The organism is Paenibacillus hamazuiensis, assembly GCF_023276405.1.
Taxonomy (GTDB): Bacteria; Bacillota; Bacilli; order Paenibacillales; family NBRC-103111; genus Paenibacillus_AF; species Paenibacillus_AF hamazuiensis.
Window position 1 is genome coordinate 6,870,546 of the sequence record NZ_JALRMO010000001.1, and the last position, 23,357, is coordinate 6,893,902.

The window sequence follows — 23,357 nt, forward strand, 5'->3', positions numbered from 1 at the left end:
TTGACTTGGCCCGGCGGTTTGTGATAAATTATCTCTTGCCGCTCAAAACGGCACGGTTTTTTTTTGCAGGACTTCGTTCCGAAAGCCTTATTCCAGAAGTCGTCTATAACGATCGGCACCATTTAAAAGTTTTCTAAAAAAAGGTGCTTGCATCGTACAAGGCAAATGTGATATATTAATCAAGTCGCCGCAAAACGGCTGATACAAATCAACAAAGTTTGCTCTTTGAAAACTGAACAACGAGTAACGTGCGGATCTTGATTCGAATGAGTCGAATCCAACAATAAGTCAGTAACGTAATTGAGCTATACAAACAGCTTCAATCCCAGCAATGGGACTTTATTGGAGAGTTTGATCCTGGCTCAGGACGAACGCTGGCGGCGTGCCTAATACATGCAAGTCGAGCGGATCTTTCCTTCGGGAAAGGTTAGCGGCGGACGGGTGAGTAACACGTAGGCAACCTGCCTGTAAGATCGGGATAACTACCGGAAACGGTAGCTAAGACCGGATAGATGGTTTCTCCGCATGGGGAGATCAAGAAACGCGGAGCAATCTGTGGCTTACAGATGGGCCTGCGGCGCATTAGCTAGTTGGTGGGGTAACGGCCCACCAAGGCGACGATGCGTAGCCGACCTGAGAGGGTGATCGGCCACACTGGGACTGAGACACGGCCCAGACTCCTACGGGAGGCAGCAGTAGGGAATCTTCCGCAATGGACGCAAGTCTGACGGAGCAACGCCGCGTGAGTGATGAAGGTTTTCGGATCGTAAAGCTCTGTTGCCCTGGACGAACGCTTGGGAGAGTAACTGCTCTCAAGGTGACGGTACAGGAGAAGAAAGCCCCGGCTAACTACGTGCCAGCAGCCGCGGTAATACGTAGGGGGCAAGCGTTGTCCGGAATTATTGGGCGTAAAGCGCGCGCAGGCGGTTCTTTAAGTCTGGTGTTTAAGCCCAGGGCTCAACCCTGGTTCGCACCGGAAACTGGAGGACTGGAGTGCAGGAGAGGAAAGCGGAATTCCACGTGTAGCGGTGAAATGCGTAGAGATGTGGAGGAACACCAGTGGCGAAGGCGGCTTTCTGGCCTGTAACTGACGCTGAGGCGCGAAAGCGTGGGGAGCAAACAGGATTAGATACCCTGGTAGTCCACGCCGTAAACGATGAGTGCTAGGTGTCGGGGGTTTCGATACCCTCGGTGCCGAAGTCAACACAGTAAGCACTCCGCCTGGGGAGTACGCTCGCAAGAGTGAAACTCAAAGGAATTGACGGGGACCCGCACAAGCAGTGGAGTATGTGGTTTAATTCGAAGCAACGCGAAGAACCTTACCAGGTCTTGACATCCCTCTGAATGCCCTAGAGATAGGGCAGGCCTTCGGGACAGAGGAGACAGGTGGTGCATGGTTGTCGTCAGCTCGTGTCGTGAGATGTTGGGTTAAGTCCCGCAACGAGCGCAACCCTTGATCTTAGTTGCCAGCACGAAAGGTGGGCACTCTAAGATGACTGCCGGTGACAAACCGGAGGAAGGTGGGGATGACGTCAAATCATCATGCCCCTTATGACCTGGGCTACACACGTACTACAATGGCCGGTACAACGGGAAGCGAAGGAGCGATCTGGAGCGAATCTTTAGAAGCCGGTCTCAGTTCGGATTGCAGGCTGCAACTCGCCTGCATGAAGTCGGAATTGCTAGTAATCGCGGATCAGCATGCCGCGGTGAATACGTTCCCGGGTCTTGTACACACCGCCCGTCACACCACGAGAGTTTACAACACCCGAAGTCGGTGGGGTAACCCGGGTGCAAACTTGTTTGCACCTAGGAGCCAGCCGCCGAAGGTGGGGTAGATGATTGGGGTGAAGTCGTAACAAGGTAGCCGTATCGGAAGGTGCGGCTGGATCACCTCCTTTCTATGGAGTCCATGGCATCTGCAGGGTGCCGGACAAATACAATGCACGTTACTCGTTGCTCAGTTTTGAGAGAGCAAAGTCTCTTTCAACCATGGCATGGGAAACCAATGTTGGCAGCATCTGATGCTTGAACGACATGAGGTCCTATGTTAAGATGTTCTTCCGCTCGAGAGAGCGAGGACATTGTTCCTTGAAAACTAGATAGCGAAACAACTTCAAGCGAAAGCTTAGAATTCCTTTAGCAATGATTTAGCTTAGGTTAAGCTAATAAGAGCACACGGAGGATGCCTAGGCGCTAGGAGCCGAAGAAGGACGTGGCGAACGACGAAATGCCTCGGGGAGCCGTAAGCAGGCGTTGATCCGGGGATGTCCGAATGGGGGAACCCAGCCGAGGTAATACTCGGTTACCTCTACCTGAATACATAGGGTAGTTGGAGGCATACGAGGGGAACTGAAACATCTAAGTACCCTCAGGAGAAGAAAACAAGAGTGATTCCGTCAGTAGCGGCGAGCGAACGCGGAGTAGCCCAAACCAGGGGGCTTGCCCCCTGGGGTTGTGGGACGTCAATGTGCGAAAAGTTGGTTAGGCGAAGTAGTCTGGAAAGGCTCACCAAAGAGGGTAACAGTCCCGTAACCAAAAGCCAACGTATCGCTAGACGGATCCCGAGTACCGCGGGACACGAGGAACCCCGTGGGAAGCAGGCAGGACCATCTGCCAAGGCTAAATACTCCCTAGCGACCGATAGTGAAGCAGTACCGTGAGGGAAAGGTGAAAAGAACCGCGGGAGCGGAGTGAAACAGAACCTGAAACCGTGTGCTTACAAGAAGTCAGAGCCCGTTAAAGGGTGATGGCGTGCCTTTTGTAGAATGAACCGGCGAGTTACGTTCACGTGCGAGGTTAAGGTGAAGAGCCGAAGCCGCAGCGAAAGCGAGTCTGAATAGGGCGACTTGAGTACGTGGGCGTAGACCCGAAACCGTGTGATCTACCCCTGTCCAGGGTGAAGGTGCGGTAACACGCACTGGAGGCCCGAACCCACGAACGTTGAAAAGTTCGGGGATGAGGTGGGGGTAGGGGAGAAATTCCAATCGAACTCGGAGATAGCTGGTTCTCCCCGAAATAGCTTTAGGGCTAGCCTCGGGATAAGAGTAGCGGAGGTAAAGCACTGATTGGGTGCGGGGCCCGCCAAGGGTTACCAAGTCCAGTCAAACTCTGAATGCCGCATACTTATACCCGGGAGTCAGACGGTGAGTGCTAAGATCCATCGTCAAGAGGGAAACAGCCCAGATCATCAGCTAAGGTCCCCAAGTGTGTGTTAAGTGGGAAAGGATGTGGAGTTGCACAGACAACCAGGATGTTGGCTTAGAAGCAGCCACCATTGAAAGAGTGCGTAATAGCTCACTGGTCGAGTGACTCTGCGCCGAAAATGTAACGGGGCTAAACACACCACCGAAGCTATGGGTCCAGTAATGGGCAGTAGGGGAGCGTTGTATACGGGTAGAAGCTTGACTGTAAGGACAGGTGGACTGTATACAAGTGAGAATGCCGGTATGAGTAACGAAAAGATGGGTGAGAATCCCATCCGCCGAAAGCCTAAGGGTTCCTGAGGAAGGTTCGTCCGCTCAGGGTTAGTCGGGACCTAAGGCGAGGCCGAAAGGCGTAGTCGAAGGACAACAGGTCGAAATTCCTGTACCACCGTGAACCGTTATGAGCAATGGGGTGACGCAGAAGGGTAGTGACGCGGACTGATGGATGTCCGTCCAAGCAGTAAGGCTGGTGCGTAGGCAAATCCGCGCATCGTAAGGCTGAGCTGTGATGGGGAGGGAAACTTCGGGAGTACCGAAGGTCATGATCTCAAGCTGCCAAGAAAAGCCTCTAGCCAGGGAGAAGGTGCCCGTACCGCAAACCGACACAGGTAGGCGAGAAGAGAATTCTAAGGCGCGCGGAAGAACTCTCGTTAAGGAACTCGGCAAAATGACCCCGTAACTTCGGGAGAAGGGGTGCCCCGGTAAGGTGAATAGCCGGAGGGGGCCGCAGTGAAAAGGCCCAAGCGACTGTTTAGCAAAAACACAGGTCTGTGCGAAGCCGCAAGGCGAAGTATACGGGCTGACGCCTGCCCGGTGCTGGAAGGTTAAGGGGAGCGGTAAGGTGCAAACCGAAGCTGTGAACCGAAGCCCCAGTAAACGGCGGCCGTAACTATAACGGTCCTAAGGTAGCGAAATTCCTTGTCAGGTAAATTCTGACCCGCACGAATGGCGTAACGACTTGGGCGCTGTCTCGACGAGAGATCCGGTGAAATTTTAATACCTGTGAAGATGCAGGTTACCCGCGACAAGACGGAAAGACCCCATGGAGCTTTACTGCAGCTTGATATTGGACTTTGGTACGATCTGTACAGGATAGGTGGGAGCCTTTGAAGCATGAGCGCCAGCTTGTGTGGAGGCGACGTTGGGATACCACCCTGATCGTATCGGAGTTCTAACCTGGTACCCTGAGCGGGTATGGGGACAGTGTCAGGTGGGCAGTTTGACTGGGGCGGTCGCCTCCTAAAGAGTAACGGAGGCGCCCCAAGGTTCCCTCAGAATGGTTGGAAATCATTCGAAGAGTGCAAAGGCAGAAGGGAGCTTGACTGCGAGACAAACAGGTCGAGCAGGGACGAAAGTCGGGCTTAGTGATCCGGTGGTACCGAATGGAAGGGCCATCGCTCAACGGATAAAAGCTACCCTGGGGATAACAGGCTTATCTCCCCCAAGAGTCCACATCGACGGGGAGGTTTGGCACCTCGATGTCGGCTCATCGCATCCTGGGGCTGAAGTAGGTCCCAAGGGTTGGGCTGTTCGCCCATTAAAGCGGTACGCGAGCTGGGTTCAGAACGTCGTGAGACAGTTCGGTCCCTATCTGTCGCGGGCGTAGGAAATTTGAGAGGAGCTGTCCTTAGTACGAGAGGACCGGGATGGACGTACCGCTGGTGTACCAGTTGTCTCGCCAGAGGCACGGCTGGATAGCCAAGTACGGAAGGGATAAGCGCTGAAAGCATCTAAGCGTGAAGCCCCCCTCAAGATGAGATTTCCCAGTATGTAAGACCCCTTGTAGACGACGAGGTAGATAGGTTCGGGGTGGAAGCGCGGCAACGTGTGGAGCTGACGAATACTAATCGGTCGAGGGCTTAACCAAAATATATACCCAAAGGAATCTAACGCAGCACACTTGAAGTGATTCGCATCTAGTTTTCAGGGAGCAAGATGCTTCCGAAGCGAGTTTTGTTTAAGACAAAACTCATGTTTGGTGACGATGGCGGAGGGGAACCACGCGTACCCATCCCGAACACGACCGTTAAGCCCTCCAGCGCCGATGGTACTTAGACCGCAGGGTCTTGGGAGAGTAGGACGTTGCCAAGCAACTGTAATAAAAAGAGCCTTTCTGAATTCACGGAAAGGCTCTTTTTATTTATGTTGGATAGGACAACACCTACTCGTTCATACTGATACATATATTTAGAAACCGTATGCGGGCATGATGCGATTATGAAAAATAAACAGCAAGTTGATCTTGACACCTAAAAAGCCCTTTTGATATAGTATCAGGAAAGCATGAGATGAAAACGGCTTGAAAACAAAGAAGGAGGATTAATTTCGTGTGGGAGACAAAATTTGCTAAGGAAGGGCTCACTTTTGACGATGTGTTGTTGGTGCCTCGCAAATCAGAAGTGTTCGGAAAAGAAATCGACATTTCCACCACGTTAGGACCGCATCTGAAACTGAACATCCCTTTTCTTAGCTCCGCCATGGACACCGTAACCGAGTCCGCACTGGCTATCGCTATAGCACGGGAAGGCGGCATCGGGATCATTCACAAAAACATGACCATCGCACAGCAGGCGGAAGAAGTCGACAGAGTAAAACGCTCGGAAAGCGGCGTAATCACGAATCCTTTTTCTTTAACTCCAGAACATCATGTGTACGACGCTGAAGAATTAATGGCAAAGTACCGAATTTCGGGTGTTCCGATTGTCGATGAGCATAATAAACTGGTTGGAATTTTGACAAACCGGGATCTTCGTTTCGTACATGATTACTCGATTAAAATCAAAGAAGTCATGACAAGAGAAAATTTGGTTACTGCTCCGGTAGGAACTACCCTGCAAGAAGCAGAAATCATTTTGCAAAAACATAAAATCGAGAAGCTGCCTTTGGTCGATGAATCCAACTCGTTAAAGGGACTTATTACCATTAAAGATATTGAAAAAGCGATTCAGTTTCCTAACTCGGCTAAGGATAGACACGGACGCCTGGTCGTCGGTGCTGCAGTGGGTGTTTCCAAGGATGCTCTGGAACGCGCTGCCGCGCTGGTCGAGGCGGGGATCGATCTTATCGTTGTGGACTCCGCTCACGGGCATCACATCAACATCTTGAACATGGTCAAGAAGCTGCGCGAGCAATATCCGGATCTTCCGATTTGTGCGGGCAATGTGGCTACCGGAGACGGAACAAGAGATTTGATCGAAGCCGGCGCTTCGATGGTAAAAGTCGGGATCGGGCCAGGTTCGATTTGTACCACTCGCGTTATCGCAGGTATCGGTGTGCCGCAAATTACGGCGATTTACGATTGCGCCTCGGTCGCACGTCAATATAACGTTCCGATTATCGCGGACGGCGGTATCAAATACTCCGGAGACGTAACAAAGGCCATTGCAGCCGGTGCAAGCGCGGTAATGATCGGAAGCTTGTTTGCCGGTACGGAGGAGAGCCCGGGCGAATCGGAAATTTTCCAAGGACGCCGTTTCAAGGTTTATCGCGGTATGGGTTCCCTTGGTGCGATGAAGGAAGGCAGCAAGGACCGTTACTTCCAGGAAAACGAAAGCAAGCTTGTGCCGGAAGGCATCGAAGGACGCGTTCCTTATAAAGGGCCGCTGGCCGATACGATCTATCAGTTGATCGGCGGACTCCGGTCCGGCATGGGATACTGCGGGGCACGCAATATCGAGGCATTGATCAACGAAACTGGTTTTATTCGAATTACGGGAGCAGGCCTTAGAGAAAGCCACCCGCACGATGTGCAAATTACGAAAGAGGCACCGAACTATTCGTTATAACCTTTAATCGCTTCAAACCATATATTGGACAGGGACAACGGGTCCCTGTCTTCTTTTTTTGACTATGGGGGTATGGTAAAATAATATAAGCTTCGAAGCGAGGTCTTGGATGAAATTTGCATTCCTGCCGAAGCGGAAGATGTTTGGAAGAATACATATGCATCATACCGAATTGGGGTCTTTATTTTGACTCTATCATAAAAATTATACTAGGGAGTGTGGGGAAGTGAGACTTTTTGGGAAAGCCGGGAAACTGGTGATGGGGATAGCGTTATTGGCGCAAATTGCGTTTTCTCCGATACAAGCAAACAAAGCATATGCCGCTGAGGGAGATGCAGTAAATCTTGGTTTAAGTGCGAAGTCGTCCATATTGATGGAGGCGTCTACCGGGCAAGTTTTATATGAAAACAATGCGGACCAGCCGATGCCTCCGGCAAGTATGGCCAAATTGATGACGGAATATCTCATCCTGGAAAGTATCTCAACCAAAAAGATCAGTTGGACCGATAAGGTGCCGATTGGCGAATATGCGGCATATTTATCCAATAATAAGCAGCTGTCGGGCATTCCCAAAGCCAATGGGGACGAATACACCGCGCAGGATTTATTTTATGCGGTAACGATTTATTCGGATAACGGTGCGGCAGTCGCTTTGGCTGAGCATATTGTAGGCTCCGAGGAAAAATTCGTTCAAATGATGAACGAGACCGCCGTTAAAATGGGACTTTCCAAAGACGCGCATTTTATCAATACATCGGGTTTGGATAGAGTCGATCTGAAGCAGTACGCCCCGGCCTCCATCGAGGGCGAGACGATTTTCACCGCGCGGGATGCAGCTCTTATCGCTTATAATTTGCTTAAAGATCATCCGGAAATTTTGCAGTATTCGAGCATTCCTTCCAAAAAATTCAGGCCTACCGACGCCAATCCGATGATTAACTACGATTGGATGCTGACAGGCAATAAAGATAATGTCAATTTTAAAAAATACGTTTACGAAGGCGTAGACGGGCTCAAAACGGGGCATACCGATAAAGCGGGTTATTGTTTCACCGGGACGGCCGAGCGGAACGGTACAAGGCTGATTTCCGTCGTTATGAATGCAAAAACGCGGGAATCGAGTTTCTTGGATACGAAAAAAATATTCGACTACGGATTTACCAACTTTGAGAAAAAAGAAATCGTCAAAGCCGGAGTGGAAGTCGACGAGCTGAAAAAGGTTTCGTTCAAGAAGGGCGTCAACACCGAACTGACTCCCGTTACTGCCGAAGGTCTTACGTTACTCGTCAAAAAAGGAACACCCGACACCGAATTTGTGAAAAAAGCGGAAGCCAAGACGGACTTAGTGGCCCCGATTACAAAAGGTCAGGAAGTCGGAACGCTGACCGTCACCTATAAAGACAAACCCTTTAATGTCAAGCTCGTTGCGGCTAACGAAGAGGAACAGGGCAGCTGGTTCCGTTTGTTTTTCCGGGCGATCGGCAATTTCTTTGGTGATATGTTCAGCAAAGTGAAGAAATAAAATGTCTCCATTGTGGCAGTGGTTGTATATTTATGACGGTTCATGTAAAATATTTGTTTAGAGTTTATCATAACAAAAGTACGGATTGTCGATCGGTTCGGCATTCGATCAGGAGGTTTTGGAGAAATGGAAACCGGTACATCGCGTGTAAAAAGAGGTATGGCCGAAATGCAAAAAGGCGGCGTCATCATGGACGTTATGAACGCCGAGCAAGCTAAAATCGCGGAAGCGGCCGGTGCCGTTGCCGTTATGGCTCTGGAAAGAGTCCCTTCAGACATTCGGGCTGCCGGCGGAGTGGCGCGTATGGCTGACCCGACCGTTGTGGAAGAAGTGATGAAAGTCGTATCGATTCCAGTCATGGCGAAGGCGAGAATCGGACATTTTGTCGAAGCCAAGGTATTGGAAGCGATGGGTGTCGACTACATCGATGAGAGTGAAGTGCTCACACCTGCGGATGAAGTGTTCCACATCAACAAGCATGAGTTCACAGTACCGTTTGTATGCGGCGCGCGCGATCTTGGAGAAGCGCTTCGCAGAATCGGCGAAGGCGCGTCCATGCTTCGTACGAAAGGCGAACCGGGTACAGGCAACATCGTGGAAGCGGTCCGTCATATGCGCATGATGATGTCGCAAATCCGTAAAGTACAAAATATGTCCAAGGATGAGCTGATGGCTGAGGCGAAAAACTTGGGAGCTCCGTACGAGCTGCTGCTGCAAGTACACGAGACCGGCAAGCTGCCGGTGGTCAACTTTGCCGCTGGCGGTGTAGCGACACCGGCGGACGCGGCGCTGATGATGCATTTGGGTTCGGACGGCGTATTCGTGGGCTCCGGTATTTTCAAATCGGATAATCCGGAAAAATTCGCGAAAGCGATAGTAGAAGCGACGACTCATTACACCGATTACGGCTTGATCGCGGAAATTTCCAAAAACCTGGGCACCCCGATGAAAGGGATCGAAATTTCCAAGCTGGATGCGACGCAGCGCATGCAGGAGCGCGGCTGGTAATTTCGAAAGCGAAAGAAGGCGTTAGTCATGAAGGTAGGCGTTTTGGCGCTGCAAGGCGCCGTGGCTGAACATATACGATCGCTTGAAATGGCAGGAGCCGAAGGCGTCGCCATCAAGAAAGTCGAACAGCTGCAGGATATCGATGGCATCATCATTCCCGGCGGCGAAAGCACGACGATAGGCAAGCTCATGAGACGGTACGGCTTCTTGGAGGCATTGCAGGATTATTCGGCTCAAGGCAAGCCGATATTCGGAACTTGTGCAGGGCTCATCGTTGTGGCCAAGGATATTGTCGGTCAGGAAGACGCGCATCTGGGTTTAATGGATATTAAGGTAGCGCGCAATGCTTTCGGTCGACAGCGTGAAAGCTTCGAGACCGATCTGGCTATCAAAGGGATCGACGAAAACGTACGAGCGGTATTCATCCGGGCACCGTTAATCGTGGAGGTAGGGAACGGAGTCGATGTGCTTTCGACGTACAAAGGCGAGATTGTGGCTGCCAGGCAGAATCACCTGCTGGTCGCCTCGTTCCACCCGGAGCTGACGGACGATTACCGGATGCATTCTTATTTTTTACAAATGATCGGGGAAACAAAGTAATCGGGATTACAGCGGCACCTTATCCTTTCTAAAGGCATAGGGTGCTTTTCCGTAAAATCTTCCCTTGCAGGAGGGGTCTCTTTGTTAGATGTCAAAATATTGCGAAACGATTTCGATCGGGTTCGTGAGGCTATGCAGCACCGCGGCAAAACTCTCGATGATATTGAGAGATTTGTCAGTCTGGATATAAAGCGCCGCGAGCTGCTGCAGGAAGTGGAACAGCTGAAGAACAAGCGGAACGTCGTCAGCCAGGAAGTCGCCGCGCTTAAGAAAGCGAAGCAAGATGCGGATGCGCTGATCGAGGAAATGAAAGGCGTCGGCGACCGCATCAAGCAGCTTGACGACGAAATTCGCGTGCTTGAGGCGGATCTGGATCAAATCGTGCTCGGGATCCCGAATATTCCTCATGAATCGGTGCCGGTTGGAGCATCGGAAGAAGAAAATGTGGAGCTTCGTCGGGTCGGTGAAGTGCCTTCGTTCGCTTTTGAAGCGAAGCCACATTGGGAAATTGCACATCATCTGGGCATTCTTGATTTTGAAGCCGCGGCTAAGGTAACGGGTTCACGGTTTGTTTTTTATAAAGGGCTCGGAGCGCGTTTGGAGAGGGCCTTGATTAATTTCATGATGGACCTGCACAGCGATGAGCACGGTTATGAAGAAATGCTGCCTCCGTACATTGTGAATCGCGACAGCTTAACGGGGACCGGGCAGCTTCCGAAATTTGAGGAAGATGTATTCAAGATCGCGGACACCGAATATTTCCTGATTCCAACTGCGGAAGTGCCGGTGACGAACTATCATCGGGAAGACATTTTAACGCTGGAGGATTTACCGAAAAATTTCGTTGCTTTCAGCGCCTGTTTCCGTTCTGAGGCCGGTTCGGCCGGGCGGGATACCCGCGGACTCATTCGCCAGCACCAATTTAATAAAATCGAACTGGTCAAGCTGGTGGCCCCGGAAACGTCGTATGACGAGCTGGAGAAGCTGACCGCCCATGCAGAACGTGTCCTGCAGCTGCTGGAGCTGCCTTATCGCGTATTATCGCTTTGTACGGGAGATTTGGGCTTCTCCTCCGCTAAAACATATGATCTTGAAGTATGGCTGCCGAGCAGCAATACATACCGCGAAATATCGTCCTGCAGTAACTTTGAGGACTTTCAGGGACGCAGGGCCAATATTCGTTTTCGCCGGGAGGCGAAAGCGAAACCGGAGTTCGTGCATACGTTGAACGGTTCAGGTTTGGCGGTAGGCCGCACGGTGGCGGCGATTTTGGAAAATTACCAGCAGGAAGACGGCAGCGTGCTTATTCCTAAGGTACTCCAGCCATATATGAACGGAGTTTCCGTGATCACTCCTAAAAAATAGAGCTTGATCTTGCGAATTAAAATATGCTACAATGCATTTTGTCACGCAAAAGGGTTGTTTTAGGACATACCCTTTTTCTGTGGAGAGGTGGTCGAGTGGTTTAAGGCAGCGGTCTTGAAAACCGCCGTAGTCGTGAGGCTACCGTGGGTTCGAATCCCACCCTCTCCGTATAATAAAAAGTCATCGATACAAGTCGATGGCTTTTTGATTTTTAAGGAGATAGTAGGTGGGATAAGAACCCGTGTTTCCTGGGTTCGTCGGAGCATAGACATCGGTAGGAAAACATCGCAGTCGGCCGAAGGCCGTATCCCACCCTCTCCGTATAATAAAAAGTCATCGATACAAGTCGATGGCTTTTTGATTTTTAAGGAGATAGTAGGTGGGATGAGAACCCGTGTTTCCTGGGATCGTCGGAGGCCTGAAGGGGTCGTTTTTGTGTAAAGGAATATAATTAACGGCTAACTTGCCTTATGAAGACCAACTCCCGCTTGACTTGATTATAGGCAATCCGGTATTTATTATTAGCTCGGAGGCCAAGCAGCCGAATGGCTCGCGGACGTAGCGTAAAGTCGTTATTAAATATATCGTCAATTAGCACCATGCGTAGTTTCAGACTAATCCTGCCATGTCTTATCGTAATAATAGAGCCGCTTTTTAAGTAATTGCCATCCCTCTGAGCGAGTCCTAGTCCAATGGTAACTCGACCCGGCCGCATAGCAGAACTTGCGGTTACGGTTAACGTATCGATGGTTACCGGTTTTCGACGCATGGTTAAGGTCTTGGTGGCAGTATTGTAAGCTAAGAGAAAACGGGCTTGATTCCGGAGCCCAAAAAGTTTTGCAAGTGCTCTGCTAACTTGGATCGTATTCGCTACACATTCGGTTGCGTCGCCTATCGTGATTTTAACCTTTCTTTTGATTCCGCCTCGACGTAGTGTGACAATTGTTCCGTTAGGGATAACTCCGCTCAAGCCGTTATCAATGGCACCACCACAATCCGGACTTAGTCCTATGTTATTTAAATCGGATCCGCTTCCTACGGACACATCCACAGTACCTTTTCGAACTGCCAAACCAAATCATCTCCTTAGGTCGAATTGGTATATGGTATGTGATTTTTGCGGAGAGGATATAGGCAGTTACTTATATTTATGTAAACGAAAAGGAGCGTTATATTGAATTTAGGAAATGTAGGGGCATAAAATTGGAAATATAGGAGGCATACGAATGCATGCCTATTTTTGTTGGTTCCCATCCTTGTATAAAAGCGTCTGCGCTTCCGTATGTTAAAGACGTGGAGGTGCTGAACAATGAGCCAACATGATGAGCTAACAATAAACCAAGGCCGTTTAGTCGACGCATGGAGAAGAACGCTGCCTACCGTTATAAACAAATCGGACAGTTCGGACGTTTTTGCGGATGAGGCGGATTCGAAATCTTTACGCGTTCACATTGCGACGGCCGGACACACGCAATACAGTTTTGATTTTAAATGTACTTATGTCGATTCCCGTGAAATTAAGGTGGAACTCGTAGACGTGGAGCGGGATGGACAGTCGGTAGACGAAAGAACCGGCGTGATTCAGACGATGATTGAAGATTATGTGCGTCACCTTCATGAGTGCGCTCAGCAGCTGCACGCGATGACAAGCGGATCCTGACAGGAGGGACAATCCAACGATGACCAAAAATAAAAGCAATGTCGATAAAAACCTGCAAAACGTCGTTGAAGATTTGGACAAAACCGTTGTCGGAGGGCACCATGCGCAGCAAGTAAATCAGCAAAGCAATGATCGGCGCCATCAGGACGCTTTAAATCATCAAAGCATTAATACGAATACGATTAACGCATTAAGCGACAAAGATGTCTGAAGCGGGGAGTGAATACGATGCCTAAAGATATTCCACAGCCGGTAAATCCTCCGACAGGACGGCAAAATCGAGAAGAGCACCGTCAGCCGTCGGAGCCGTTGTCCGGATCGAAAAAAGTGAAAAACCGCAACCACGCTAACCGCCGGTACGGCGAAGGAAGCTGACTTCTTTCAAAGAAGCCCCTTATAAGGGGCCTTTTTTGTACATATTCATTTGTTGGAAGCATTCGGCCATCAGCGTTCTTGCCGAGTCCTCGTCTGAAGCATATCCATAGATGCGTGCCCCTTCGGCCATGTATTCGCAAGCCTCATTAAAGTCCGACACGATTACAATAGATAGTTCGTCGTAAATGACGTAAAATGTTGTGTTTATACTACGATTCATGAGCGGCCACCTCATCTTGGTCATCCATTGCGATTTACTAATTATACCAGATGGAGCTTACGGAATGATTATCTTGGCGAAGGGATCCTTCTAAAAAAATCTTTATAAAGGATCCCTTCGTGGTACTGGTATTATTTTGTCACAAAGGATGTTTCGTTAATCGTAGAAATGAACGGAGTTAACTGCCCTTGATAATAAACGTGCAGATGATGCATCGCTCTCGTACAGGCGGTGTAAAAAAGCTTCCTCTCTTCCTCGCGGCCATATTGTTCCTCGGAACCATTAAAGATGAGAACTGCGTCAAACTCAAGGCCTTTGGCCAAATAGGCGGGAATAATCAGATTCCCGGATACGAAGGTGTGATCGTCTTTCGTAATAAGCTGCACGTCCAAATGCGGGTGCAGCAGCTCATAGGCCGCGGCGCTTTCCTGAGCGGTTTTGCACAGAATGGCGATAGACTGCATGCCCCCGCGGCGGAGGTCCTGGATATCGGCGGACAGTCGCTCTCTCAGTTCGGCCGAATCGGCAACCCGGATCACCTGCGGAAGCTCGCCGCTGCGGTTGAAGGGCTCGATCGCTTCGCCGTGGGGCAGCATCGCTTTCGTGAATTCAACGATTTCCCGGGTGGAGCGGTAGCTCTTGGTCAAACGAATGATATGGGTTTCGTTTTCCCCGTACAGGTCCACCAGCGGCTGGTAGCTCCCCAAATTGGCGGAATGCGCATAGATGGACTGGTTCAAATCGCCGAGCAGCGTCATTTTGCAGCGGGGAAACAGTCTTTTTAAAAATTCATATTGAAAGGCCGAGTAATCCTGAGCTTCATCCACGAGCACGTGGCGTACGGTATTGTAAGTATGAAATCCTTGAATCATTTCGTTCAAAAACAGCAGGGGAGTTGCATCTTCATAGGCAAGATCTTTGCGATCCAGCCGCTGAACCGTATATTCGCAAATTTCCGGCCAATATTCGGGTGTTTCGATACCCTCCGAAAGCTGCGCAAACAACGCCTCGTTCGTAAACAATTGCTTGTAAGTGCCGGTCCCATTGACAAATTGCAGCCTTTTGACCTTTTCCCGGATGTTGTCAAATTTCTCCCGGACGATCATTTTCGCCAGAACTTCCGATTCTTTGTCGTAAAAATCAAAGCTTTCCTCGAGATGCTGCTGTTCCTTCCGGACTTTCAAAAAAGCTTTCTGATATTGCTCCGCATCAAGCAGCTCGATTTCGTCCCGGACCCAGTCTGCGGAACGTTCCGCTTTTTCCAGTTCCCTCAGCTCTTTCAGCAGCCAATCCCGAAGCAGCACAATGCGATTGGCCAGCCGCGTGGATGGGTCAAATTCGTAAAACCGCCGGGCCAGCTGTTTGCCGGACAGGAGCACGCGGCCGCGGAATACGATGTTTTTGAAAAGCAGGCCTTCCCGCTCCAGAAAAGATTTATACCGCGAAACGACCTCGAAAAAAGCTGATGATGATTTAAAGCGGATACCGCTGATTCTTGCCATGTATCCGGGTTCGTCATGCGCGGTCAGAATATATTCGAGCTGGGAATAAGGATCCTCCACCTGAAATTGCGAACCGAGCCGCAGGTTCAAATATTCCTGATAGGTGGTCTGCTGCATATTTGCTTCTCCAAGCTCCGGCAGCACGGTCGAGACGTAACTGTTGAACATGGCGTTGGGCGAAAATAACACCATATTATCGGCGTTTAACGATTGGCGGTGCTTGTAGAGCAAATAGGCGACGCGCTGCAGCGCGACGGACGTCTTGCCGCTGCCGGCGGAGCCTTGAACGATCAGCAGGCGATGCTTGTCGTCGCGGATGATCCGGTTTTGCTCCTTCTGGATCGTTGCTACGATGCTTTTCATATGCTCATCGGCGCTTTTGCCGAGAATTTGCTGGAGCACCTCGTCGCCGATCGTTACGCCGGTATCGAACATATATTTCAGTTCGCCGCGGCGGATGATGAACTGCCGTTTCAGCTTGATTTCTCCGCGGATGGTGCCGATAGGCGTTTCATATTCGGCCGGGCCCGGCGGGTAATCGTAAAACAAATTGGAGATGGGCGCGCGCCAGTCGTAAATTAAATACTCTTGCGTCTCCTCGTTCATAAAGGAGGCGATGCCGATATAGATTTTCTCCGTATCCGGAAGATCCTCCTCATGGAAATCGATGCGGGCGAAATAAGGCGATTGCTTCAGTCTCATGAGCCGGTCAAGCGTATCTTCGGCATGCCGGAGGCCTCGCTCTTCAAGCTTGAGCACAAACGATTGCTGCTTGACGGCCGAAATCGTCTCCATGATATCGTCGGTTTCTTCGACATTGACGGTGATGTCGTTCCAGAAATTTTTCCGGATATCGGTTACCGCGGACTTGCGGTCTTCGGAGATTTTCTCGACATGAGCGATGCGTTCGCCGATTTGGGCGATGACGGATTGCAACCGATTCGTTTCGTCGACCCGGTCCTGTTCGGGAATAGTCATGGTAAGCCTCCTTTTTGTAAAAAAGAGATTGACAGCAGGGTTCCATAGTTGTATAATTACTTTGGATAATACTGATCGGTATCTATGATCCCGCGAAAGAAAATCAAAATCATTGTAGCATATAGCTTCCAGCCATTTCAAGAACAAGACGGACCTCCGGGTCCGTTTTTTTGTTGGCCCGGTAGTAAAGCATTCCTGGGGCTTAGACTGAAAAAGATCACCTGCTTTTTCGGGAATGAGTTTTCTCCTTTTTTCAGGTTCGGACGTATGATAGTAATATGTGTTGGAAGCGCACAATGCAATCATACAAAAAAGGAAGATATTGCGATGGTAAAGCTGAAAACGGCGGACGATATCAACCGCATAAGAAAGACAGGACGTATTGTGGCGGAATGCCACCAAGAACTTTCCCGGCGCATCAAACCCGGGATCAGCACGCTGGCGATCGACGAGTTTGTCGAGCGGTACCTGGAAGAGCGTGGAGCTTCCCAGGTCATTAAAGGATACAAGGGGTTTCCTTATGCCACCTGCGCCTCGGTCAACGATGTGGTCGCTCACGGCTTTCCAAGTGACGAGCCGCTGCGGGAGGGGGATATCGTCACGATCGATATCGTTGCCAAGTATGACGGCTGGATGGCCGATTCCGCATGGACGTATGCCGTAGGCAGCGTTTCCGAAGAAGCCGAACGATTGATAAAAGTGACCAAGGAATGCTTATACTTGGGGATACGGCATGCACAGGCCGGAAAACGAATCGGAGATGCGATGCATGAGGTACAGTCTCATGCGGAGCGGAACGGATATTCCGTCGTCCGCGATTTGGTCGGCCATGGGATCGGCAGATCTTTGCACGAAGATCCCAAATTTCCGCATGTCGGCAAGCCCGGGCGCGGCTTTACGCTGAAAGAAGGGATGGTCATCACGATCGAACCGATGATCAATGTGGGCTCCCATGAGCTTTTTCTCGAGATGGACGGCTGGACGGTCCGCACGCTGGACGGTCGGTTGTCGGCCCAATATGAGCATACGATCGCCATAACGAAAGAGGGTCCTGTCATTTTAACGGAAGTTTGATTCGCAACATTGACCATTTATTTCCCGTCATTAAGATGTATTGAAACCGATTGGAGACGGGGGATCAAAATGTCGGCAAAACGGGCACTTGCAGGTTTGGTCATTGCGGCGTTATTAACGTCCTGCAGCAAGGAGGCTAGTATCAGTTTCGAGAAGCGGGCCGAAGCCGCGGCTTCGATGGACCCGAAAATCGTCAAAGCCCAAAACGATTTCGGCCTTCATCTTCACAGGCAGCTGATGCAGGAGGAGACGGACAAAAATGTCTTTATCTCGCCGGCAAGCGTATCCATGGCTTTGGCTATGACCTTCAACGGCAGCGCCGGAGAGACGAAGCAGGCGATGGCTAAGACGCTGGGCTGGGAAGGATTGCAGAGCGAGGAGATCAACAGCGGCTATAAGACGTTAAAATCGCTGCTTGAACAGTCCGGCCGGGGGATTCAGCTGGATATTGCGAACTCCCTCTGGCTCAGAAAGGGAAAGCCACTTCATAAGCAGTTCCAGGAAACCAATCGCACCTATTACGGCGCCGAGGTGACGGAGCTGGATTTTAACAATAGCAAGGCGCATGAAACGATCAATAATTGGGTCAAGAAGAAAACGAAAGATAAGATCCCTTCGATCTTGAGCAAGCCGCTAAGTCCGGATGATTACCTGGTGCTGGTCAATGCGATTTATTTCAAAGGCAACTGGAAAGATGAATTTTCCCCCTCATTGACAAAAGAGGCAGATTTCAAGCTGAATCAAGGATCCGTCAAAAAGGTGCAAATGATGACCCGTACGGGAACTTACGAGTATTTGCAGGAAAAAGGGTTCCAGGCGATCCGCCTGCCCTACGGGGAAGGGCAAATGGATATGCTGGTCATCCTTCCGGACGAAAGCTCATCTCTGGCTTCGCTGCATGAGCAATTATGGTCCGACGCTTCGCGCTGGCAGCAGCCGTTCAAGCCAAGTATGGGGGAAATCCGCCTGCCGAAGTTTAAGCTGGAATACGGGAAAACGTTGGACGAGGCGCTGCAGTCTCTCGGGATGCAGATTGCCTACGACAGTACGAAAGCCGATTTTTCCGCGATGGCCCCTGTACCTCCCCGTTTATTCATTGGCGAAGTGATGCATAAAACATTCCTTGAGGTCAACGAGCAGGGCACAGAGGCCGCTGCAGCCACTTCGGTATCTGTGAAGGCGACATCCGCCGAACCGCCCAAAGAGCGGTTTACCATGAACGTGGACCGTCCTTTCTTTATAGCCATCGAAGACAGGCAAACAGGCGCCTGGCTTTTCACAGGGTCGATTTACAATCCTTGACGCCGATAAAAAATGCAAAAAGCCGCTAGCATGTCAGATGACAAGCGAGCGGCTTTGTTTTTTCCACGGACGGACGCCAAATGTTAAAAAAAGATAGGACCATGTCAAATCATTTCTATATGATTCGGCCGGATTGCCTTGTATCATTGGTCTCAAAAATAGTAGCCCGCTCGTGGGCGCATCTTTGAGGAGCTGAATGACGATGCAATCGCTGGACTTGAAGAAATTCCCGGAAATCCCGCTGCCTAAGTTCTTGAAGGTAGAGCAGTATTTTCAAGGAGATAAAGTGGAGGATTTACCGAAAGAGATTCGAGCGAAAATGGAACCGCACTCGACCGATTTGACCGGAAAACGGATCGCCGTGGGTGTAGGCAGCAGAGGAATCGCCAATTTGGCGCAAATTACAAAGTCGGTCGTCGACAATTTGAAAGCCGCGGGGGCGGAGCCGTTCATTATACCTGCGATGGGAAGCCATGGCGGAGCTACGGCGGACGGACAAGCCGAATTACTGGCCGCCTTCGGGGTCACGGAGGCGGCAATGGGCTGCCCGATCGACGCCTCCATGGAAGTGGAATCCATCGGAGTGCTGGAGGAGGGGCTGCCCGTATATGTCGCTAAAAGCGCCCTGCAGGCGGACGGCATAACGTTCATTGCCAGGGTGAAGCCGCATACCTGTTTTCGCGGGCCGATAGAAAGCGGTCTTTGCAAAATGCTGGCGATCGGATTCGGCAAGCAGGTCGGCGCCGCTTCCCTGCACAATCGCGGATTCGGGCGTTTTGCCGAGCTCATTCCCAAAGCGGCACAGATGATATTGGCCAAAACCAACGTGTTATTCGGCGTTGCCCTGATTGAGAACGCCTACGAGGAAACATCGGTGGTCGAGGTCGTTCCGAAGGAGGACATTATGGGGCTGGAGCGGGAGAAGCAGCTGCTGGAGCTGGCAAAAGCCCGAATGGGCCGCATCCTGCTTCCCTCCTTTGACGTTCTCGTGATCGGGGAGATCGGAAAAAACATTAGCGGCGACGGACAAGATCCGAATGTCACCGGTCTGTTTTTCACTCCTTATGCGAGCGGGGGCCCGACCTTTAAAAAATGTGCCATCCTGGATGTAACGGAGCAATCGCACGGCAATGCCAACGGCGTCGGGATGGCGGACGTAACCACTCGCAAGCTTTTCGACAAAATCGATTTTATCAGCATGTATACCAATGCCTTTACCAGCACCGAAGTGCAGGCGGTCAAAGTGCCGATGGTCGCCTCGACACCCGAAGATGCCCTGCGGATGGCGGTTAAAATGTGCAACGGTGTCAGGCCGTTCGGGCACAAAATCGTGTGGATCCAAAACACGCTGGAGCTGAGACGCATCGTAATCAGCGAGCCTTTGTTAAGCGAGGCCGAGTCACACCCGCAAATCAGCCTCGTCTCGGAGCCGAAGGAGCTTGTTTTTAGTCAAGGAGAGCCGCAACTGCATCTTCTATGAGCTCAAAAAAGAACAGCGAGTAAAAAAAGGGTAGGCATTTCTAAAATCTTTTCTATATCATCTTCGGATACCGCACACTATCATGAAGTTATGGAGCAAAGAGATACCATACATACAAAAATGAGAGGGGTTACAACATATGAAATTGGCAAAGAAAAGCTTGATCGCTTGCGCGGCTGCAGCCCTGTTGCTCACTTCGGCGTGCGGCGGCGGCGGCTCGGGGCAGGCGGAAAATAAAGGCGGAGCGGAGCCGGCCAAAGCCAAACCTTTTGAAGGAAAGAAAATTACCGTATTCGTGCAAAACCATCCCTGGACGGATACGATTAAGGCGGCGCTCCCCGAGTTTGAAGCGGCGACCGGGATGAAGGTCGATATTCAGGGCTTTTCCGACACCCAGCTGCAGCAGAAGCTTGCCGTACAGCTCACTTCGCGCTCGGAGTCTCCGGATGTGTTCATGTTCAGGCCATACATGGATAGAATCCAATACGCCAAGAACGGCTGGCTGTCTCCGTTGGACGACAATGTGAAAAAGAATCCGAATTATGAATTCGGCGACTTCCTTAAATCTGCGGTGGACGAGAATACGGCTGACGGTAAACTGCTCGGCATTCCTATTTTTGCGGATCAATTCGTTCTGTATTACCGCAAAGATTTATTGGAAAAGCACGGTATGGCCGTGCCCAAAACGTTGGACGAGCTTAAGGAAGCGGCAAAGAAACTGCACGATCCCGCAAACGAGATGTACGGCTTCGTCGCAAGGGGCGAACGTAACTCGCTCGTTGTCGGCGTATCTTCCTATCTGTTTGCTCAGGGCGGCGATTTCTTAAAGGGCGACTTATCTTCGGGCGCTACCGCTACGGTCAATACGCCGGAGGCGATCAGCGGCTTTCAGATTTATGCCGATCTTCTGAGAAATTATGCGCCTCAGGGCGTTTTGAATATGGCATGGCCGCAAGCGGCGGGGATTTTCGCGCAAGGGAAAGCGGCTTTCTTTACGGAGACCGGCTCCGTGTACCAGAACGTAACGGACCCGAAGAAGTCGCTGGTCAGCGACAAGGTCGGTTTTGCGATGTTCCCGGCAGGTTCAAACGGGGTCAAGCCGTTTAACGTGGCGGCCTGGTCGCTCGGCATCAACGCCAATACGAAAAATAAAGACGCGTCATGGGCGTTCATAGAGTGGGCGACAAATAAGGAAAATGTGCTGAAAATCCAAAGAAACGGCGTTCCCGGGCTAAGAAATTCGGTTTGGGACAAAAAAGAAGGGACGGAAACATACCCGCAGGATTTGGCGGCGGCGATTAAAGAAACGATGAAGGTCGGCATCGGACATAACGTTCCGCAGGTGATCAGCGTCGGCGAAGCCCGGGATGCGGTCGGTACGATCGTGGTGAAAGCGGTGCTTGGCGAAGATATTAAAGCAGCGGCCGACAAAGCGAATGCCGAATTACAGGCCATCATCGACAAGGATAAAGCAAAGTAAGCAGTGGTTAGAAAAAGAAGCGGCAGATTCGGGCCCTAGCTGGGCCCGCTGCTTCAAAAGGAGTGACTTCATGAGTTCCACATGGATTGACCGCAATATAAAGTGGATTTTCAGCTTGCCGGCCGTCATTTTTATCCTGGTGATGGTGGCATTCCCAATCGCTTACACGGTTCGCATCAGCTTGTACGAGTGGAGCATGTCCGCGAGTACGCCGCCTAAATGGGTGGGACTCGGGAATTATGCGGGCCTTTTGACCGGAGACCGGTTCTGGGCATCGGTAGGGCGCACTTTTTTCCATACCGGGGTTAGTATCGTCATCGAGACCATACTCGGAATTTTGATCGCGGTGCTGGTCTCCCGTAAATTTAAAGGCCAGAAAACGACGAAAACACTGTTGATGCTGCCGATGGTAGCGACTCCGGTTTCGATTTCGCTGGTTTGGCTGTTAATTTATGAACCGTCCATCGGATTAGCCAACCAAATTTTAAAAGCACTGAGCCTGAAGCCGCTTCCCTGGCTTGGATCCGTCGATCTGGTGCTGCCGTCGCTCATTTTAGTCGATGTGTGGCAGTGGACGCCGATGATCGTGCTGATTGTGGTCGCGGGCCTCACGACCTTGCCGACCGATCCGTATGAGTCGGCCAGTGTGGACGGTGCAACCGCCGCGCAAAAATTTTTCCACATCACGCTTCCGCTGCTGATGCCGACGATTTTGACCGCAGTGATTTTAAGGCTGATCGATTTGCTCAAAACGTTCGACACGATCTACGCCACGACGCAAGGGGGACCGAATTATGCTTCGGAAACGTTAAACATCATGGTATTCAACGAAGCGTTTACGTATTTTAAATTCGGCTCGGCCTCCGCCTTAATGATGCTGTTCTTCCTGCTAATTATGGTCGTCATTATCGCTTTGATCGCGCTTAAGAAAAGGTTGGGTGGGTTGCATTGAATACGATGAGAATCGGGATTGGCCTGCGAATGTATTATGCCGCTGTGACGATTGTACTGGTTATCCTGTTTTCCATACCGTTCCTATGGATGATCTCCGCTTCCTTCAAAACGCAGGTGGAAATTCTTTCGTCCGACAAATGGCTTGCCTTCGGCGCCGAATTTAAAAACTATTTGATGGTGTTTAAGGAATACGATTTCATTACGTTTATTCGCAACAGCTTCGTCGTCGGTACCGCATCGACGCTCGCTTCGCTCGCCTTGGGGCTGCCTGCCGCTTATGCCGTCGCCAAATACCGCATGGGTTTGTTTTCCCTTACGGTGCTCGTGGCGAAAATTTTGCCGGGCATTACTTATTTGGTCCCCTGGTATATTTTGTTTAACGAGCTTCACCTGATCGATACGTTCGCAGCCCTAATATTAAGCCATATTGTCATCGGACTCCCTTTTATCATGTGGGTGATGATTCCTTTCTTCGAGTCGTTTCCCGCCGAGGTGGAGGAGTCGGCCTGGATGGACGGATGCTCCAAAATGCGAACATTCGCTATGATCGTGCTCCCGGTGTCGGTTCCCGGCATCGTTACCTCTTCGCTGCTGTCTTTTATTTTCTCCTGGAACAATTTTATGTTTTCGCTGATTTTATCCGGAGAGAAGACAAAACCGCTGCCGCTTGCGGTGTACAACTTCATCTCGGGCACCTCGATCGAATGGGGCGCCTTGATGGCTGCCGCTTGCATTATTACGCTACCGGTACTTCTCCTATCGCTCGTCATGCAAAAATATATTGTCAGCGGCTTGTCGGCAGGTGCGGTTAAAGGTTAGACAAGAAAGGAAATTCGTTGGTGCATT

Annotated in this window: 17 protein-coding genes, 1 tRNA gene and 3 rRNA genes; 18 read left to right on the forward strand and 3 right to left on the reverse strand. The window is 50.7% G+C overall.

All coding sequences use genetic code 11. The annotated features are described in order from the left end of the window. Nucleotides 1–339: 339 nt before the first annotated feature. From MYS68_RS30100 to MYS68_RS30140, 9 genes are all read left to right on the forward strand, one after another. Nucleotides 340–1,901 (forward strand): 16S ribosomal RNA (locus MYS68_RS30100). 257 nt (nucleotides 1,902–2,158) lie between these two features. Further along, nucleotides 2,159–5,073, forward strand: a 23S ribosomal RNA gene (locus tag MYS68_RS30105). A 107-nt stretch (nucleotides 5,074–5,180) separates the two neighbouring features. After that, nucleotides 5,181–5,297 (forward strand): 5S ribosomal RNA (rrf, locus tag MYS68_RS30110). The 16S, 23S and 5S rRNA genes sit together here, the layout of an rRNA operon. Before the next feature lie 236 nt (nucleotides 5,298–5,533). Next, a complete protein-coding gene (guaB, locus tag MYS68_RS30115) occupies nucleotides 5,534–6,991 on the forward strand; it encodes an IMP dehydrogenase (protein ID WP_248929338.1) in 1,458 nt (485 codons plus the stop codon). Between the two features lie 226 nt (nucleotides 6,992–7,217). Continuing rightward, nucleotides 7,218–8,513, forward strand: a complete 1,296-nt coding sequence (locus MYS68_RS30120; protein WP_248929339.1) for a D-alanyl-D-alanine carboxypeptidase family protein — start codon at nucleotides 7,218–7,220, stop codon at nucleotides 8,511–8,513. Nucleotides 8,514–8,639: 126 nt separating this feature from the next. Continuing rightward, entirely contained in the window at nucleotides 8,640–9,521 is an 882-nt protein-coding gene (gene pdxS, locus MYS68_RS30125) for a pyridoxal 5'-phosphate synthase lyase subunit PdxS (RefSeq protein WP_248929340.1), read from the forward strand. A 27-nt stretch (nucleotides 9,522–9,548) separates the two neighbouring features. After that, nucleotides 9,549–10,121: a pyridoxal 5'-phosphate synthase glutaminase subunit PdxT gene (pdxT, locus tag MYS68_RS30130; RefSeq protein WP_248929341.1), complete on the forward strand. Its 573-nt coding sequence runs from the start codon at nucleotides 9,549–9,551 to the stop codon at nucleotides 10,119–10,121. A gap of 81 nt (nucleotides 10,122–10,202) precedes the next feature. Beyond that, the gene (gene serS / locus MYS68_RS30135) at nucleotides 10,203–11,486 is read left to right on the forward strand and encodes a serine--tRNA ligase (protein ID WP_248929342.1); all 1,284 of its coding nucleotides are present in this window, start codon (nucleotides 10,203–10,205) and stop codon (nucleotides 11,484–11,486) included. Nucleotides 11,487–11,567: 81 nt separating this feature from the next. After that, a tRNA-Ser gene (locus MYS68_RS30140) sits at nucleotides 11,568–11,654 on the forward strand. 283 nt (nucleotides 11,655–11,937) lie between these two features. On the opposite strand, the gene MYS68_RS30145 is transcribed toward MYS68_RS30140, so the two are convergent. Beyond that, a complete protein-coding gene (locus tag MYS68_RS30145) occupies nucleotides 11,938–12,558 on the reverse strand; it encodes a hypothetical protein (RefSeq protein ID WP_248929343.1) in 621 nt (206 codons plus the stop codon). 237 nt (nucleotides 12,559–12,795) lie between these two features. Here MYS68_RS30145 and MYS68_RS30150 point away from each other — a divergent pair, with 237 nt between their 5' ends. The 3 genes from MYS68_RS30150 to MYS68_RS30160 are packed head-to-tail and all read left to right on the forward strand — an operon-like array spanning nucleotide 12,796 to nucleotide 13,521. Then, a complete protein-coding gene (locus tag MYS68_RS30150) occupies nucleotides 12,796–13,146 on the forward strand; it encodes a hypothetical protein (RefSeq protein ID WP_248929344.1) in 351 nt (116 codons plus the stop codon). 19 nt (nucleotides 13,147–13,165) lie between these two features. After that, complete coding sequence (locus MYS68_RS30155) at nucleotides 13,166–13,357, forward strand: hypothetical protein (protein ID WP_248929345.1); 192 nt, start codon at nucleotides 13,166–13,168, stop codon at nucleotides 13,355–13,357. Nucleotides 13,358–13,374: 17 nt separating this feature from the next. Further along, nucleotides 13,375–13,521 carry a small acid-soluble spore protein P gene (locus MYS68_RS30160; protein WP_248929346.1) on the forward strand — a complete coding sequence of 49 codons (147 nt, stop codon included), beginning with the start codon at nucleotides 13,375–13,377 and terminating at the stop codon, nucleotides 13,519–13,521. A 19-nt stretch (nucleotides 13,522–13,540) separates the two neighbouring features. Here the strand turns inward: MYS68_RS30160 and MYS68_RS30165 are convergent, their stop codons facing one another. Together MYS68_RS30165 and helD are read right to left on the reverse strand one after the other, a co-directional pair. Then, on the reverse strand, nucleotides 13,541–13,741 hold the full coding sequence (locus MYS68_RS30165; RefSeq protein WP_248929347.1) for a hypothetical protein: 201 nt from the start codon (nucleotides 13,739–13,741) through the stop codon (nucleotides 13,541–13,543). A 131-nt stretch (nucleotides 13,742–13,872) separates the two neighbouring features. Next, on the reverse strand, nucleotides 13,873–16,221 hold the full coding sequence (helD, locus tag MYS68_RS30170) for an RNA polymerase recycling motor HelD (protein WP_248929348.1): 2,349 nt from the start codon (nucleotides 16,219–16,221) through the stop codon (nucleotides 13,873–13,875). Nucleotides 16,222–16,548: 327 nt separating this feature from the next. Here helD and map point away from each other — a divergent pair, with 327 nt between their 5' ends. The 6 genes from map to MYS68_RS30200 all read left to right on the forward strand — a co-directional run bounded on the left by map (nucleotide 16,549) and on the right by MYS68_RS30200 (nucleotide 23,330). Then, the gene (map, locus tag MYS68_RS30175; RefSeq protein WP_248929349.1) at nucleotides 16,549–17,295 is read left to right on the forward strand and encodes a type I methionyl aminopeptidase; all 747 of its coding nucleotides are present in this window, start codon (nucleotides 16,549–16,551) and stop codon (nucleotides 17,293–17,295) included. 69 nt (nucleotides 17,296–17,364) lie between these two features. Next, on the forward strand, nucleotides 17,365–18,597 hold the full coding sequence (locus MYS68_RS30180) for a serpin family protein (protein WP_248929350.1): 1,233 nt from the start codon (nucleotides 17,365–17,367) through the stop codon (nucleotides 18,595–18,597). Nucleotides 18,598–18,799: 202 nt separating this feature from the next. Beyond that, the gene (locus MYS68_RS30185) at nucleotides 18,800–20,077 is read left to right on the forward strand and encodes a nickel pincer cofactor-dependent isomerase, group 22 (RefSeq protein ID WP_248929351.1); all 1,278 of its coding nucleotides are present in this window, start codon (nucleotides 18,800–18,802) and stop codon (nucleotides 20,075–20,077) included. 139 nt (nucleotides 20,078–20,216) lie between these two features. Continuing rightward, nucleotides 20,217–21,557, forward strand: coding sequence for an ABC transporter substrate-binding protein (locus MYS68_RS30190; RefSeq protein WP_248929352.1), 1,341 nt, complete (start codon nucleotides 20,217–20,219; stop codon nucleotides 21,555–21,557). A 70-nt stretch (nucleotides 21,558–21,627) separates the two neighbouring features. Beyond that, the gene (locus MYS68_RS30195) at nucleotides 21,628–22,509 is read left to right on the forward strand and encodes a carbohydrate ABC transporter permease (RefSeq protein ID WP_248929353.1); all 882 of its coding nucleotides are present in this window, start codon (nucleotides 21,628–21,630) and stop codon (nucleotides 22,507–22,509) included. Nucleotides 22,510–22,514: 5 nt separating this feature from the next. Further along, nucleotides 22,515–23,330 (forward strand): carbohydrate ABC transporter permease, encoded by an 816-nt coding sequence (locus MYS68_RS30200; protein ID WP_248931055.1) that lies wholly within the window; start codon nucleotides 22,515–22,517, stop codon nucleotides 23,328–23,330. The last annotated feature ends 27 nt before the right edge of the window (nucleotides 23,331–23,357 follow it).

Bases quoted from the DNA above. Each gene is read 5' to 3' on its own strand.
- pdxS (WP_248929340.1), top strand. From the start codon at position 8,640: ATGGAAACCGGTACATCGCGTGTAAAAAGAGGTATGGCCGAAATGCAA.
- pdxT (WP_248929341.1), top strand. From the start codon at position 9,549: ATGAAGGTAGGCGTTTTGGCGCTGCAAGGCGCCGTGGCTGAACATATA.
- MYS68_RS30150 (WP_248929344.1), top strand. From the start codon at position 12,796: ATGAGCCAACATGATGAGCTAACAATAAACCAAGGCCGTTTAGTCGAC.
- MYS68_RS30155 (WP_248929345.1), top strand. From the start codon at position 13,166: ATGACCAAAAATAAAAGCAATGTCGATAAAAACCTGCAAAACGTCGTT.
- MYS68_RS30160 (WP_248929346.1), top strand. From the start codon at position 13,375: ATGCCTAAAGATATTCCACAGCCGGTAAATCCTCCGACAGGACGGCAA.
- MYS68_RS30165 (WP_248929347.1), bottom strand. From the start codon at position 13,741: ATGAATCGTAGTATAAACACAACATTTTACGTCATTTACGACGAACTA.
- helD (WP_248929348.1), bottom strand. From the start codon at position 16,221: ATGACTATTCCCGAACAGGACCGGGTCGACGAAACGAATCGGTTGCAA.
- map (WP_248929349.1), top strand. From the start codon at position 16,549: ATGGTAAAGCTGAAAACGGCGGACGATATCAACCGCATAAGAAAGACA.
- MYS68_RS30180 (WP_248929350.1), top strand. From the start codon at position 17,365: ATGTCGGCAAAACGGGCACTTGCAGGTTTGGTCATTGCGGCGTTATTA.
- MYS68_RS30185 (WP_248929351.1), top strand. From the start codon at position 18,800: ATGCAATCGCTGGACTTGAAGAAATTCCCGGAAATCCCGCTGCCTAAG.
- MYS68_RS30190 (WP_248929352.1), top strand. From the start codon at position 20,217: ATGAAATTGGCAAAGAAAAGCTTGATCGCTTGCGCGGCTGCAGCCCTG.
- MYS68_RS30195 (WP_248929353.1), top strand. From the start codon at position 21,628: ATGAGTTCCACATGGATTGACCGCAATATAAAGTGGATTTTCAGCTTG.
- MYS68_RS30200 (WP_248931055.1), top strand. From the start codon at position 22,515: ATGAGAATCGGGATTGGCCTGCGAATGTATTATGCCGCTGTGACGATT.